Origin of the sequence: Marivita sp. (assembly GCF_017643905.1) — a bacterium.
GTDB lineage: Bacteria > Pseudomonadota > Alphaproteobacteria > Rhodobacterales > Rhodobacteraceae > Marivita.
Genome location: NZ_JAEPMO010000003.1, coordinates 22814 through 37446 on the forward strand (window position 1 = coordinate 22814; position 14633 = coordinate 37446).

At 60.9% G+C, this 14633-nt stretch carries 15 protein-coding genes and 1 tRNA gene; 10 read left to right on the top strand and 6 right to left on the bottom strand.

Annotation, left to right across the window (positions count from 1 at the left end; genetic code table 11):
- Nucleotides 1–13 precede the first annotated feature (13 nt).
- The 3 genes from JJ869_RS00830 to JJ869_RS00840 form a co-directional block, all read right to left on the bottom strand.
- Nucleotides 14–98, bottom strand: a tRNA-Leu gene (locus JJ869_RS00830).
- An 87-nt stretch (nucleotides 99–185) separates the two neighbouring features.
- Entirely contained in the window at nucleotides 186–665 is a 480-nt protein-coding gene (locus tag JJ869_RS00835; protein ID WP_366510392.1) for a tetratricopeptide repeat protein, read from the bottom strand.
- A gap of 97 nt (nucleotides 666–762) precedes the next feature.
- Nucleotides 763–1272, bottom strand: a complete 510-nt coding sequence (locus JJ869_RS00840; protein ID WP_292264059.1) for an Lrp/AsnC ligand binding domain-containing protein — start codon at nucleotides 1270–1272, stop codon at nucleotides 763–765.
- 72 nt (nucleotides 1273–1344) lie between these two features.
- On the opposite strand from JJ869_RS00840, the gene putA reads away from it, so the two are divergent.
- The 4 genes from putA to ettA all read left to right on the top strand — a co-directional run bounded on the left by putA (nucleotide 1345) and on the right by ettA (nucleotide 7672).
- Nucleotides 1345–4767: a bifunctional proline dehydrogenase/L-glutamate gamma-semialdehyde dehydrogenase PutA gene (gene putA / locus JJ869_RS00845; protein ID WP_292264061.1), complete on the top strand. Its 3423-nt coding sequence runs from the start codon at nucleotides 1345–1347 to the stop codon at nucleotides 4765–4767.
- 31 nt (nucleotides 4768–4798) lie between these two features.
- Nucleotides 4799–5542 (top strand): rhomboid family intramembrane serine protease, encoded by a 744-nt coding sequence (locus tag JJ869_RS00850; RefSeq protein ID WP_292264063.1) that lies wholly within the window; start codon nucleotides 4799–4801, stop codon nucleotides 5540–5542.
- The gene (locus JJ869_RS00855; RefSeq protein WP_292264065.1) at nucleotides 5539–5907 is read left to right on the top strand and encodes a GFA family protein; all 369 of its coding nucleotides are present in this window, start codon (nucleotides 5539–5541) and stop codon (nucleotides 5905–5907) included. The genes JJ869_RS00850 and JJ869_RS00855 overlap by 4 nt, the downstream gene beginning before the upstream one ends.
- Before the next feature lie 109 nt (nucleotides 5908–6016).
- The gene (ettA, locus tag JJ869_RS00860) at nucleotides 6017–7672 is read left to right on the top strand and encodes an energy-dependent translational throttle protein EttA (protein WP_292264067.1); all 1656 of its coding nucleotides are present in this window, start codon (nucleotides 6017–6019) and stop codon (nucleotides 7670–7672) included.
- Nucleotides 7673–7753: 81 nt separating this feature from the next.
- Here ettA and JJ869_RS00865 read toward each other — a convergent pair whose 3' ends face one another.
- Entirely contained in the window at nucleotides 7754–8176 is a 423-nt protein-coding gene (locus JJ869_RS00865) for a thioredoxin domain-containing protein (protein WP_292264069.1), read from the bottom strand.
- Nucleotides 8177–8423: 247 nt separating this feature from the next.
- On the opposite strand from JJ869_RS00865, the gene JJ869_RS00870 reads away from it, so the two are divergent.
- The 3 genes from JJ869_RS00870 to JJ869_RS00880 all read left to right on the top strand — a co-directional run bounded on the left by JJ869_RS00870 (nucleotide 8424) and on the right by JJ869_RS00880 (nucleotide 9749).
- Complete coding sequence (locus tag JJ869_RS00870; protein ID WP_072776072.1) at nucleotides 8424–8630, top strand: cold-shock protein; 207 nt, start codon at nucleotides 8424–8426, stop codon at nucleotides 8628–8630.
- Between the two features lie 249 nt (nucleotides 8631–8879).
- Nucleotides 8880–9440 carry a L,D-transpeptidase gene (locus tag JJ869_RS00875; RefSeq protein WP_292264073.1) on the top strand — a complete coding sequence of 187 codons (561 nt, stop codon included), beginning with the start codon at nucleotides 8880–8882 and terminating at the stop codon, nucleotides 9438–9440.
- A 135-nt stretch (nucleotides 9441–9575) separates the two neighbouring features.
- Entirely contained in the window at nucleotides 9576–9749 is a 174-nt protein-coding gene (locus JJ869_RS00880; protein ID WP_292264074.1) for a hypothetical protein, read from the top strand.
- A gap of 60 nt (nucleotides 9750–9809) precedes the next feature.
- On the opposite strand, the gene JJ869_RS00885 is transcribed toward JJ869_RS00880, so the two are convergent.
- Nucleotides 9810–10073 (bottom strand): hypothetical protein, encoded by a 264-nt coding sequence (locus JJ869_RS00885; RefSeq protein WP_292264076.1) that lies wholly within the window; start codon nucleotides 10071–10073, stop codon nucleotides 9810–9812.
- 248 nt (nucleotides 10074–10321) lie between these two features.
- Here JJ869_RS00885 and JJ869_RS00890 point away from each other — a divergent pair, with 248 nt between their 5' ends.
- On the top strand, nucleotides 10322–10528 hold the full coding sequence (locus JJ869_RS00890) for a cold-shock protein (protein ID WP_292264078.1): 207 nt from the start codon (nucleotides 10322–10324) through the stop codon (nucleotides 10526–10528).
- Nucleotides 10529–10685: 157 nt separating this feature from the next.
- On the opposite strand, the gene JJ869_RS00895 is transcribed toward JJ869_RS00890, so the two are convergent.
- Nucleotides 10686–11360, bottom strand: coding sequence for an arylesterase (locus JJ869_RS00895; protein WP_292264080.1), 675 nt, complete (start codon nucleotides 11358–11360; stop codon nucleotides 10686–10688).
- 18 nt (nucleotides 11361–11378) lie between these two features.
- Here JJ869_RS00895 and JJ869_RS00900 point away from each other — a divergent pair, with 18 nt between their 5' ends.
- Complete coding sequence (locus JJ869_RS00900) at nucleotides 11379–12071, top strand: ABC transporter ATP-binding protein (protein ID WP_292264082.1); 693 nt, start codon at nucleotides 11379–11381, stop codon at nucleotides 12069–12071.
- The gene (locus JJ869_RS00905) at nucleotides 12071–14599 is read left to right on the top strand and encodes an FtsX-like permease family protein (protein ID WP_292264084.1); all 2529 of its coding nucleotides are present in this window, start codon (nucleotides 12071–12073) and stop codon (nucleotides 14597–14599) included. Before JJ869_RS00900 ends, JJ869_RS00905 begins: the two co-directional genes overlap by 1 nt.
- Nucleotides 14600–14633: the final 34 nt, after the last annotated feature.

Here is a 14633-nt window from a genome sequence, read left to right on the forward strand (position 1 = left end):
GAAACTTGACGAATGGTGCGGGCGGTGGGACTCGAACCCACACGGCGCAAGGCCTTCGGATTTTAAGTCCGATATGTCTACCATTCCATCACGCCCGCAACGCGTTATCCCTAGCCGGGGACAAGGGCGAAAACAATGGTTTGGATTGCCGATTTCCGGCAAATGCGCAGCGCTTCAGCGCAGGATCAGAGGTCGTCGCCCTTGGGCTGCTTGATAAGGGCGCGTTCGCCCAGCCACGGGTTCAGGGCAACCGCTTCCTTGAGGATCGGCTGCGCCTCGTCGTCGCGGCCCATGGCGATCAGGGTCAACGCCTTGCCGGTCAAAGCCCCTGTATGGCGCGGGTTCAGGGCAATCGCCTGATCAAGGTCTGGCAGAACCGCAGGGTAATCCCCACGCAGGTAATTCACGTAAGCGCGCTGGTTGTAGCCTTCGGCGTAGAAGGGACAGTAGGACACCAGTTTGTTCAGCCGGTCGGTGGCACGAAGGTAATCACCCACCCGCGCGGCGCGAAGGGCTTCGTCCAGCATCATCTGCGAGGGTTCATCCGGCGCTTCGAGCCACAGATCCCACATCTGACTTGAGAATGTCCGAGCGATCATCTCGTTCGGGGCGCGTTGCACCTGCGCATAGAGAGCATCAAGGGCAGCCGTGTGATCGGGCGCCACAGGACACCCATCGGCTACTGCACTTTGCGCCGCAACTACGGCAAGGATTGAAATCATACTCCGCATGGAGGCATTTGGCAGCGTCACCCCGGTTCGGTCAAGTCACGTTCCCGAAAGTCTCTTCTTTTACCGCTTGCATGGCGACATAGGTCGAGGTGGCCGCGACATGAGGCAGGGTCGAGATCTTTTCGGCCAACACCTTGCGATAGCTGCGCATATTCGCGGTTCGCACCTTGAGCAGGTAGTCGAAATTCCCGGCGATCAGGTGGGCCTGTTCGATTTCGGGGATCTTGGCGACCGCCTCGTTGAACGCGGCCAATGCGGCCTCGCGGGTCTGTGTCATTTTCACTTCGACAAAGGCGATGTGATCCAGACCCAGCCGGATCGGATCGAGCAAGGCGCGGTAGCCCTGAATCGCTCCCATTTCCTCGAGGCGTCGCAGGCGTGCCTGCGTGGGAGATTTCGACAAGCCGATCCGGCGCGACAGCTCGGTGATCGACACGCGTCCGTCGCGTGCCATCTCCTGCAGAATCGCCCGGTCGAACCTGTCCAGATCGGATATATTCAATTCGCCCGCCTTTCCGGAAAAAATCAGTGCGTTTGCCATGTCCACAGCGAATAATCCGGCACTTGCCCTGCTGCTTACGCGATATTGTAGAGGATATGACTGGAGATCGCCATGCCCCGTGATGAGCTGCCCAACCTGCGCCCCCTGATCGACGACAACACCTATGCCGACGAAATGCAAAAGGTCGACACTTTGCGCGCCGCCGCGCAACTGACCCAAGAAGATCGCACCGAGATCAAAGCCCGGGCAACAAAGTTGGTCACGGCGATCCGCGAAGATTCGCGCCCCGGCCTGATGGAAGTATTCCTGAGCGAATACGGCCTGTCGACTGAAGAAGGCATTGCGCTCATGTGTCTGGCCGAAGCGCTGCTGCGTGTGCCGGATGCCGCCACCATCGACGCGCTGATCGAAGACAAGATCGCTCCGTCGAACTGGGCAAGCCATCTTGGGGAAAGCACATCGCCGCTGGTCAACGCGTCAACCTGGGCGCTGATGCTGACTGGCAAGGTGCTCAAGGACGAACAGCCCGGCCCCGTCGGCCATTTGCGCGGGGCCATCAAGCGCCTTGGCGAACCGGTGATCCGGACCGCCGTGGGTCGCGCGATGAAGGAAATGGGCGCACAGTTCGTGTTGGGCGAAACCATCCAGTCCGCCATGAAACGCGCGGCCAGGATGGAGACCAAGGGCTACACCTATTCCTACGACATGCTTGGCGAAGCTGCGCGGACAGAGAGTGATGCGCGCCGTTACCACCTGTCCTATTCCCGCGCCATCAGCGCCATCGCCGAAGCCGCCAAGTCGAAGGACATCCGCGAAAACCCCGGCATTTCGGTCAAACTGTCGGCGCTGCATCCGCGCTATGAAGAAGCGCAGCAGGACACCGTGATGAACGAGGTGGTGCCGCGCCTGCGCACGCTGGCTCAGCTGGCGCGGTCGGCCGGGATTGGACTCAACATCGACGCGGAAGAGGCTGACCGCCTCTCGGTCTCTCTCGACGTGATCGAAACCGTTTTTTCGGAACCATCGCTCAAGGGGTGGGATGGGTTCGGCGTGGTCGTACAGGCCTACGGGCCACGTGCGGGGCATGTCATCGACTGGCTTTATAATCTGGCTGAACGGCTGGACCGCAAGATCATGGTGCGGCTGGTCAAAGGCGCTTATTGGGACACCGAGATCAAGCGCGCGCAGGTGGCAGGCCTTCCGGCGTTTCCGGTGTTCACCGCCAAACATCACACCGACATCAGCTACATCGCCAACGCGCGCAAATTGCTGGGCATGACCGACCGGGTCTACCCGCAATTCGCCACGCATAACGCGCATACGGTGGCCGCGATCCTTCATATGGCCGAGGACCGTGCATTATTCGAATTCCAGCGTCTGCACGGCATGGGCGAGGCGTTGCATGACATCGTCAAGGATTCCGAGGGCACCCGCTGTCGGATCTATGCCCCGGTCGGCGCCCATCGTGATCTGCTGGCCTATCTCGTGCGGCGGTTGCTCGAGAATGGCGCGAACAGCTCGTTCGTGAACCAGATCGTCGACACCGATGTGCCCGCGGCTGAGGTGGCCTCGGATCCATTCGATGCACATGACTTGCCAAAGCTGGCAACCGGTCCAGTGTTGTTCGCGCCCGAACGCCCGAACTCCAAAGGATGGGACCTCACCCATCGCCCGACCCGCGCAGCAATCGAAGCCGCGCGCAAATCCTTTGCGACCGAACGATGGTCCGCCGCACCGCTGGTGGCAGGCGATGCCGAAACCGGCGCGATGGATCCGGTGATCAACCCCGCGCGGCCCGGCGACACGGTAGGGTCGGTCACATGGGCCAACTCAGTCACGGTCGCCACCGCCTGTGCTGCAGCCAAGCCGTGGGATGCCTCTCCCGCAGATCGTGCGGCAGTGCTGAACAAAGCCGCCGACCTCTACGAGACCCATTACGGCGAATTGTTTGCTCTGCTGGCCCGCGAGGCCGGGAAATCGCTGCCCGACGCGGTCGCCGAACTGCGCGAGGCGGTAGATTTCCTGCGATATTACTCGGCCCGTGCAGAGGGCGCTGCACCGCAGGGCCTCTTTGCCTGCATCAGCCCGTGGAACTTTCCACTGGCGATCTTCACGGGGCAAATCGCGGCAGCATTGGCAACCGGCAATGCCGTGCTGGCCAAACCGGCAGAACAAACGCCTCTCATCGCGCATCGCGCCGCGCAATTGCTGCATGAAGCGGGTGTTCCCAAGACCGCCCTTCAGCTTCTGCCGGGGGCGGGCGATGTCGGTGCCGCGCTGACGTCGAACCCGGCGATCAAAGGCGTTGCCTTTACCGGCTCGACCGAGACCGCGCAGATCATCCATCGCAGTATGGCCGAACACCTTGACCCCGGCGCGCCGCTGATCGCGGAAACCGGCGGGTTGAACGCGATGATCGTGGACAGCACCGCGTTGCCGGAACAGGCGGTGCAGGCAATTGTCGAATCCGCCTTTCAATCCGCTGGTCAGCGCTGTTCCGCGCTGCGCTGCCTTTACGTGCAAGAAGACATCGCCGACGCCTTTACCGAAATGCTGACCGGAGCGATGGACGCGCTGGTGATCGGTGATCCATGGACCTACGGCACCGATGTTGGCCCTGCCATTGATGCCGAGGCGCGTGACGGGATCATCTCGTATGTCGATACAGCCGAGGCCGAGGGCCGCGTGCTGCACCGCTTGCCCCTGCCCGGCGGCGGCACGTTTGTGCCCCCCACGCTCATCAAGGTCTCTGGCATTAAGGACATGGAGCGCGAAATTTTTGGCCCTGTCCTGCACATCGCGACGTTCAGATCGAAAGACATCGACACCGTGATCGACGCAATCAATGCAACCGGCTACGGGTTGACCTTTGGCCTGCAGACCCGGATTGACGACCGCGTGCAGCATGTCTCGGAGCGGATCAAGGCGGGTAATATCTATGTGAACCGCAACCAGATCGGCGCGATTGTCGGCAGCCAGCCTTTTGGCGGTGAAGGGCTGTCGGGCACCGGCCCTAAAGCGGGTGGGCCGAATTACCTCGCCCGGTTCCGCAAGCATCCAGCAGACGCAGCCGGGGAAGGATGGTCTTCGCAGGACAGCAAGGATCGCCTGACCAAAGTGCTTGCCTCTGCCGGCACCAAGGCATCCGCGACCAAGACCACCCTTCCCGGCCCGACCGGCGAGTCCAACGTTCTGACCTCGATGGCGCGCGGACCGATCCTTTGCCTCGGACCAGGTGCTGAGACCGCCGTCGCGCAGGCACAGGCTGTCGAAGCCTTGGGCGGCAAAGCTTTTGTCGCAGCAGGCAACGTCGACGCGGCGTGGCTGGCCGATCTGCCCATGGATGGCGCTATCTGGTGGGGCGATGCGGATACCGCACGCGAATTGCGTGCCGCTTTGGCCAGCCGGACAGGTCCAATCCTGCCGCTGATCACCGGGATGCCGGACAAAGGCCACGCCTGTCACGAACGCCATGTCTGCGTCGATACCACCGCCTCGGGCGGAAACGCACAGCTTCTGAGCGGCGCGGCTTGACGCGCCGCCGCTTTGCGCCAACTGTCGCGGCATGTTTCCGATCCGCGATCACAACCCGTCGGGCCGTACGCCCTTTGTCACATACGCGCTGATCGTCGCGAATGTCGGCATTTTCCTGAGCTACTGGCCGCTCATGCAGAGCGACCAGGAGATCATGCGCTTTTACTTCGACTATGCGCTGATCCCGGCACTGGTCAGCGAAGGTCAAGGGTTCAGCGGATTTCTCACCTCCATGTTCCTGCATGGCGGCTGGATGCACCTGATCGGTAACATGCTGTTTCTGTTCATCTTCGGCGACAACATGGAAGACGAGATGGGGCATGTTGGGTTTACCCTCTTCTATCTTGCCGCAGGATTGGGCGCCGGGTTCATCCATTATATCAGCGCGCCCGGATCGCCCGTTCCGACTGTTGGTGCGTCCGGGGCCATTGCCGGGGTGATGGGCGGTTATCTCTTGCTGTTCCCAAAGGCCAAGGTTGATATCCTGATCATCATCGTGATCATTTTTCGCATCTTCCCGATCCCGGCGTGGATAATGTTGGGGCTGTGGTTCGCCATGCAGATCTTTGGCGGGTTCGGCACGGCCGCCGACGAGGGGGGCGTGGCCTATTGGGCCCATGTGGGCGGATTTGTGATCGGATTGGCACTGACCATCCCGCTCTGGCTGCGCTTGGGCGGGCCGCAGTTCTGGACGCGCACGGAAGGCCACCCGCCGCATCCCGACGCCAAGTACCAGCTTTCCCGGTCACGCGTTCTGTCGGTGCGCCGGAAATGAGTGGTCCGGTCAAGGTCACGTGCCATTGCGGCGCGGTCGAACTTTCCGTGTATCTGAAAGACGGACTTGGCGCAGCGCGGCGCTGCGACTGTTCCTATTGCCGGCGTCGGGGGACCCCGACCGCCAGTGTGGCGCGCGCGGATCTGCGGATCGTCAAAGGCGAAGACAACCTGACGCTTTACAGTTTCGGAACTCACACGGCGAAACACTATTTCTGCAAAATCTGCGGGATCTACACGCATCATCAACGCCGATCCGATCCAGACCAATACGGCGTGAACATGGGTTGCATAGAAGGCGTGAACCCCAGGGACTTTGAACCAATCGGCTGGCATGACGGCGTGAATCACCCTTCGGATCAATGATCGCGCCACGCTAGACCGCAAATCCAAACAAAGCCTGAACACGCGTGATTGCACGGGTCCGTCTGCGCGTGTATCCCTCGGCAAAACCGAAATTCAAAGGAACGCGATCATGGCAGCCTATCAGTATGTCTATCACATGAGCGGGGTCTCCAAAACGTATCCCGGCGGCAAGAAGACGTTCGAAAACATCCACCTGAACTTTCTTCCCGGGGTCAAGATTGGTGTTGTCGGCGTCAACGGCGCCGGTAAATCGACCTTGCTCAAGATCATGGCGGGGATGGACACCGATTTCTCGGGCGAGGCATGGGCAGCCGAAGGGGCCAAGGTCGGCTATCTGCCGCAGGAGCCGCAGCTCGATCCGGCGCTGACCGTACGCGAAAATGTCATGTTGGGCGTGGCCGAAAAGAAGGGCAAGCTTGATCGTTTCAACGAACTTGCGATGAACTACAGCGATGAAACCGCTGACGAAATGGCCGCCCTGCAGGACGAGATCGACGCCAACAACCTCTGGGATCTGGACAGCCAGATCGACGTCGCGATGGAAGCCCTGCGCTGCCCGCCGGATGACGCGGATGTGACCACGCTTTCGGGTGGTGAAAAGCGCCGCGTCGCGCTCTGCAAGCTGCTGCTTGAAGCGCCGGACATGCTGCTGCTTGACGAACCGACCAACCACCTTGATGCCGAAACCATCGCGTGGTTGCAGAACCACCTGATCGAATACAAGGGCACGATCCTGATCGTCACGCACGACCGTTATTTCCTCGACGACATCACCGGCTGGATTCTCGAACTCGACCGGGGCCGTGGAATTCCCTACGAGGGCAATTATTCCAGCTGGCTGGAGCAGAAAGCCAAGCGGTTGGAGCAGGAAGCGCGCGAAGACAAGGCCAAGCAGAAGACGCTTGAGCGTGAACTTGCCTGGATGCGGCAGGGTCAGAAGGCGCGTCAGGCCAAATCCAAGGCGCGTATTCAGGCCTACGAACAGATGGCTGGTCAGTCCGAACTCGAGCGCGTCGGGCGCGCGCAGATCATCATTCCGAACGGCCCGCGTCTTGGGTCGAAAGTTATTGATGTCAATGGCTTGAAGAAGGCGATGGGCGACAAGCTCCTGATAGAGGACCTGTCCTTCAGCCTGCCACCGGGCGGCATTGTCGGCGTGATCGGCCCGAACGGGGCTGGTAAATCGACGCTTTTCAAGATGCTCACCGGACAGGAACAGCCCGACGCGGGCGAGGTGTCTTATGGGGATACCGTCCAGTTGGCGTATGTCGACCAGTCGCGCGACGATCTGAACGCCAACGACACCGTGTGGGAAGCCATCTCTGGCGGGGCGGAACTGATCAAACTCGGGGATGCCGAGGTCAATTCCCGCGCCTATTGCGGGTCGTTCAACTTCAAGGGGGGCGACCAGCAGAAGAAGGTTGGCCTGCTGTCGGGTGGCGAACGCAACCGCGTGCACATGGCGCGTCTGCTCAAGGAGGGCGGGAACGTCCTTCTGCTCGACGAACCGACCAACGATCTCGACGTCGAAACGCTCCGCGCGTTGGAAGATGCCATCGAGGATTTCGCGGGCTGCGCCGTGGTCATCAGCCACGACCGTTTCTTCCTCGACCGTCTGTGTACGCACATCCTCGCCTTCGAAGGTGATGCCCATGTCGAATGGTTCGAGGGCAACTTCGCCGATTACGAAGAGGACAAGAAACGCCGCCTGGGTGCGGATGCGCTTGAGCCGAAGCGGGTGAAGTTCAAGAAGTTTGTGCGGTAATCTCTAAGCGCAACATCGGTCGGGCTTTTGCCCGGCCGCCGCGCGACAAGATCAATACAAGTATATTAAAGCGGGGTCACCTCACCCCACCCACCCGACAATCTGATCCGCGCGCATGGCGCCCGACTGCCGCGCACCTTCGCGGCCGCCGACAAAGCGGATCATTGTCGGGATTCCGCGGATACCGTAGGTCTGGCCGGATTGCGGGAAGTCCTCGGTGTTGAGTTTCACCAGACGGGCGCGGCCCTTGAGCGTGCCGGCGGCTTTGGAAAACTCCGGTCCCATCATCTTGCAGGGTCCACACCATGGCGCCCAGAAGTCGACCACTAATGGCACCTCGTCGGTGCGGGCGGCCTTTTGCAGGGTGGTCCAGTCGACCTCGACCGCCTTGCCCGGCATCAGCGTGGCGCCACAGGTCCCGCATTTGGGATCTGCATCCAGCCGGTCGTCGGGCACACGGTTGATCTGACCGCAATCAAGGCAGGTGAGTTTCTTGCCGGACATTGGTGTCCTCCCAGATATTCGGCAATCGACATATGTAGAAAGTGACCTATCGGCAAGTCCTTGCCGACCTGGGCTATCCAAAGAGAATCCCCTTGTTAAATGTGCGACAACCTGTCATAGGCAGCATCGCTAACGATCTTCTACTCGACCTTCTGTTTTCCGACACCGGCACGCAGCTTTCGATCCAGACGTGACTTTGCCGGGTTGCCGCACAAAGCGGGCAACGGACAACACAAGGATACTTCACATGGCCACTGGCACAGTGAAATGGTTCAACACCACCAAAGGCTACGGCTTCATCGCACCCGATGGCGGTTCCAAGGACGTTTTCGTCCACATCTCCGCCGTTGAGCGTTCGGGCCTCACCGGTCTGCGCGACGACCAGAAGGTGACCTTCGACATCGAAGCAGGCCGTGACGGCCGCGAAAGCGCGATCAATCTCGCGCTGGCATAAGCCACAGCGATTCTCGATCTTGAACCGCCCGGTGCCACCTGCGCCGGGCGGTTTTTCTTTTGCGGTACGCTATGAGGGCTGAAGGCGTGGCGCAGGCCTTGGTCGCTTGAACTTGTGTCCTTTCTGTCGCAACTGACTTGGGCGCGCGACGGGCAAATGTGCAATTGCGCTTGTTTTCGCCCAAAGCGTTGGCAAAGTTCCGCAGACTTCGTTTGTACGAGTTAAGAACAACAAGGAACAGCGCTGCCCATGATTTCACGTCGTCACTTTCTGGCCGCCACCGCTGCCGGTCTGGCTGCCCCGAGTATCGCATCTGCCCAAGCTTTCCAGATCGACCCGATCTACCGCCCCCAGAATGTCCGGATCAAAAGCGAAGTGGTTCCGGGCCAAATTCTGATCCTGCCACGCGCGCATTTCCTCTATCATGTCACTCAGCCGAGTGTTGCCCGCCGTTATGGCGTTGGCGTAGGCCGCGCCGGTCTTGAATTCACCGGTACCGCCGAGATCGCGGTAAAGAAGGAATGGCCGACCTGGCGTCCGACCGACGAGATGATCGAGCGCGAGCCCGACACGTACTCAAAGTTCGTCGACAATGACTACGTTCAGCCGGGTGGACCGGACAACCCTCTGGGCGCACGTGCGCTCTACCTCTTCCAGAACGGGCGGGACACGTTCTTCCGCATCCACGGGACAACGGCGCCCCGTTCCATCGGACAGTCCGTGTCCAACGGCTGCATCCGCATGCTGAACGAGCATGTTGAGGACCTGTACGACCGGGTGCCGATCGGGACGGTTGTCACGGTTCTCTGATTAAATATGCAGTCCGGGGGCATGATCTGCCCATGTCTCCGGATTGCCCTTCCGCTGCCATAAATCGTGCATCATTCGCGGCCATTTAGTGGTCGTTAAGATATGAGGCGCATTCTTGTGTCAAAAGGGTAGAAGATGGCAGCAATCACACTTATCGCAGGAAGCATTCTCGGATGGGTGGCTGCGGCAGCGGCATTGGTCGGTGGGGCGCTTGCCTCAACAGCGATACTGGTTTTCCTGATCACCTGCTTCGGTTTCTCGGCAATCACCTTGTTTGCAGCCGCTCTGCGCGAGGTCAATCCATCCTGACCTGATCGCGCGACCGCCTTCTGCGGTCACACGCAATTCTTGGCCGACCAAACCTGCGTGTTACAGCAGGACGTGAAGAACCAGAAGGTTCGGGATGACGAATATGGCGGCGATGCAGAAGAGTTTCGCCAGATGCGACGCTGTTCGGAACAACGTATTTTCTTCCAGCGCATCGCCATAGGCCATCGCGGCGAACAAAAGCGCGCCAGATTGTCCGTTTTCAATCAAACGGTTACGCTCGATGTCGGCGCGAGCTTCGGCATACCGCTTGTCCAGCATCTGTTGCTCGCTTTTTGCGGCGACCCGCACGTCCATGCCTGACATGTTCACTCTCCCTGAAGTCTAAGACCGACTAAAGATGGTGCGCCGATCGCCCAAGGCAACCCAATCTCACAGGAAAGAGAAAACTTGGCTTTTTTCTTGCGTCGATTCCGGAATTATCCGAAAACTTGACCCGCAAAGTTACCATTTTCGACCACTGCTCCGACCCGGCTCAGTTAAGCGAATTTGACTGACCGCGCCCGTCGTGCCGTCTTGCACGGCGGAAGACATGACAGACAGGAGTAGAACGGATGGCCACTGGCACCGTCAAATGGTTCAACACCACCAAAGGCTACGGGTTCATTGCACCGGACAATGGCGGGAAAGACGTTTTCGTACACATTTCCGCAGTCGAGCGGTCGGGTCTGACCGGCCTCGCGGACAATCAAAAAGTGACCTACGACCTCGAAGCCGGTCGTGATGGTCGCGAAGCGGCGGTGAATATCTCGCTTGCGTGATCGCGTTCCGGGCTGACATCGGTCCGGGTCTTTGGTCTCGGTGATTGCCAAACGGCGTATCGCGTCAGGGACGAACCAGCAAACGGGCGACTTTGTCGTCGCCCGTATTTCAAAGTATTATTTTTATGCGATCCACACGCGGACCGATTGTGGGCGTCTATTCCGACGCGCGCTTGACCAGTTCCGCCACGGCTGGACCCATGGCGTCGACGATCAAATCGACACCGTCTGCATTTGGATGAATGCCATCCATCTGCATCACGTCGCGCAGTTCGGCGGGCGTGCTGCCGACCGTGTAAAGACCTTCGAAAAAGCGCGGGAAGTAGAGTGCGCCGTAGGCTTCAGCCAATTCGGGGTACATTGCATCGAACTCGGCCTTGTACTCCGGCCCATAGTTGCCCGGTGCTTCCATACCGACAACCAGAACGTCCAGCCCCTTGTCCTGAGCCACCTTGAGGATGCCTTCGAGATTTGCACGAGACACAGCAGGGTCAAGTCCGCGCAAGAGGTCATTGCCCCCCAAAGCCACGATCAACGCCTCGGTTGCAGGTGTCAATGACCACTCTACACGCGACAGTCCACCTGCCGTCGTGTCGCCGGACACGCCCGCATTGACCAGACGCACATCCAGTCCCTGCTCTTCCAGCCAGACCCGCATCTTGGGAACGAACCCGTTTTCGTCGAGCAGGCCATATCCGGCTGTCAGACTGTCGCCCAAAGCCAAAATTTCGACCGGTTCGGCCTGAACCGCGGTCACTGTGCACAGGCACACAGCTGCCACGCGCACCTTGCTCAGAACCCAGGACACCCCATATGTGAAAGAGTGAAACATGATAAAGCTCCGTATCCTATGACCCAGCCCATTCTCGACCTCAAAGATGTCACGCTCAGCCTCAGGGGCAATGCCGGAATGGTCGAGATCCTACATGGGATCACCCTTTCCGTTCACAAGGGCGAGACTTTGGGCCTGATCGGACCTTCGGGCTCGGGCAAGTCATCATTGCTCATGGTGATGGGTGGGCTTGAGAATGCCACCTCGGGCAGTGTTGTCGCGCTGGGTCAGGACCTGACCGCGATGGACGAAGACAAGATGGCGCGCTTTCGCCGCGATCACATGGGTGTCGTCTTCCAGTCGTTCCACCTGATCCCAACAATGACCGCTTTGGAAAACGTCGCCACACCTCTGGAACTGGCCGGGGAGAAGGATGCCTACGCCCGTGCCGAAGCCGAGCTTGAGGCGGTCGGACTTGCCCGCCGGGCAGATCATTACCCCGCGCAGATGTCGGGCGGCGAACAGCAACGTGTGGCACTGGCGCGCGCATCGGTCACGCGGCCCGAGATCCTGCTGGCCGACGAACCCACCGGCAACCTTGACGGGGTCAACGGGCAGGCGATCATCGACCTGCTGTTCGGCCTGCGCGACCGGCATGGGGCAACGCTGGTCCTTGTGACCCACAGCCGCGAACTGGCCGCGAAATGCGACCGCGTGATCCGGCTGACCGACGGTCATATCTCGGACAACCAGTTGAAGGCGGCTGAGTAATGGCGCTTAACACGGCTGCCCGGTTCGCCCGCCGGGAACTGCGCGGCGGTCTCAAGGGCTTTCGCATCTTCCTTGCGTGCCTCGCGCTTGGCGTGGCCGCGATTGCAGGCGTCGGTTCGGTGCGCTCGGCGATCCAGTCGGGACTGGAGGCGCAGGGGTCCATCCTTCTGGGCGGCGATGCGTCGGTCGAGTTTACCTACCGCTTCGCAGAACCCGAAGAACGCGCCTATCTCGAAAGCATCTCGACCGGCATTTCAGAGATCACCGATTTCCGCTCCATGGTGGTCAAAGACCCCGAAGGCGTTGCCGAACGTGCGCTGACGCAGGTCAAATCCGTCGATGCCGCCTATCCGCTCACAGGGGAGGTGGTTCTTGATCCAGCAATGCCTTTGGCAGATGCACTGGCTGGCAATGGCATCCAACCCGGTGCGGTCATGGCGCCTTTGCTGGCGGATCGGCTGGGTCTTGAACCGGGCGACAGCTTCCGCCTTGGCACGCAGGATTTCACCCTCTCGGCGATCCTTGTCACCGAACCCGACAGTTCCGCTTCGGGCTTTTCGCTTGGCCCACGCACGATGGTCACCACCGACGCGCTGCGCGATGCAGGTCTTTTGCAGCCGGGCACACTCTATGAAACCGAGTATCGCCTGCTGCTTCCGCCCGAAAGCAATCTCGACGCGCTGGAAACCGCGACAGAGGCCGCCTTTCCCAGCAGCGGTCTGCGCTGGCGGGATTCCCGCAACGGCGCACCGGGCGTCGCTCGGTTCGTCGAACGCCTGGGCGCTTTCCTGATCCTTGTCGGTTTGTCAGGTCTTGCGGTGGGCGGTATAGGCGTGTCCGCCGCAGTTCGCGCTTACCTGGCCAGCAAGACCAGCGTCATCGCCACGTTGCGCACCCTGGGGGCCACCCGCGCGACGATCTTTCAGACCTACTTCCTCCAGATCGGAGCATTGAGCCTGCTTGGCATCGGCATCGGCCTTGTTTTGGGCGCTCTTGTGCCCATCCTCTTTGGCCCGCTGATCAGCGCCTCTTTGCCGGTGCCCGCAATCTTCACAATCCATCCCGCCCCGCTGGTCGAAGCGGCGCTTTATGGCATCCTGACCGCGTTGATCTTTACCCTCTGGCCGCTGGCCCGAACCGAAGACATCCGCCCCGCGATGCTGTTCCGCGACGCGCTGGACGGCGGCAAGGCACTGCCCGCTTGGCGCTACGTGATCGCAACGCTGGTTCTGCTGGGCCTGCTGGTTGGTGTCGCCTCGCTCTTCTCCGGCAGCCCGTTCCTGACGCTCTGGACGGCAGGTGGCTTGATCGGCGCGCTGATCGTGCTGGTGCTGGCGGCCATCGCCATCCGCTGGATCGCCAAGCGCTCGACAAAGGCCACACGCGGCCGCCCCGTCTGGCGATGGGCGTTGGCCTCCATCGGTGGTCCCCGCGATGCGGCGGCTCCCGTGGTTTTGTCGTTGGGCCTTGGGCTTTCGGTGCTAGCCGCCGTGGGCCAGATCGACGGCAACCTGCGCACTGCCATCGACCGCGACCTGCCCGAGGTCGCACCGGCCTATTTCTTTGTCGACATCCAGCCCGACCAGATTGCCCAATACACCGAGATGCTTGAGAGCGATCCTGCTGTCGCACGGATCGACACAGCCCCCATGCTGCGCGGTGTGCTGACCCAGATCAACGGACGCCCAGCGCGCGAGGTGGCGGGCGATCACTGGGTCGTCACCGGAGATCGGGGCATTACCTATGCCGCGCAACCCGACGCCAACACGCGCGTTGTTGCGGGCGAATGGTGGGAGGCCGACCATGACGGCCCTGCCGAGGTCAGCTTTGCCATCGAAGAAGCCGAGGAAATGGGATTGTCACTGGGTGACATGCTCACGGTCAACGTGCTTGGGCGCGACATCTCGGCGACGATCACGAGCTTCCGCGATGTCGATTTTTCGACCGCCGGGATGGGCTTTGTAATGACACTCACCCCGAATGCCCTGCAGGGCGCACCGCACACCTTCATCTCGACCGTCTACGCCCCTGCCGAGGACGAGGCCCGCATCCTGCGTGAACTCGCCACCGCATTCCCGAACATCACTGCGATCAGCGTCCGCGACGCCATCGACCGGGTGAGCATTCTGCTCGAAGGCATCGGGGCTGCCGTGCGCTGGGGCGCTGCGGCCACGTTGCTCACAGGCTTTCTCGTCCTGATCGGCGCGGCAGCCGCAGGCGAAGGCGCGCGCACCTACGAAGCCGCCGTTCTGAAAACCCTCGGAGCCAGTCGCACCCGTATCCTGCAAAGCTTTGCCCTGCGATCGGCCCTTTTGGGTGGCGGTGCCGGGCTTGTCGCCCTTGGTGCGGGCATTCTTGGCAGTTGGGCGGTGATGACCTTCATCATGGACAGCAGCTTTGCGGTGGTCTGGCCCTCGGCCTTGGGTGTCGTAGTGGGGGGTGTGATGGCAACCCTCCTCGCCGGCCTGATTTTTGCGTGGCGACCTTTGGCTGCGCGTCCCGCCCAAGTTCTGCGTGCACGGGAATAATCGGCGTGAAGCGGGCTGAAAGGCCCGCTGAACG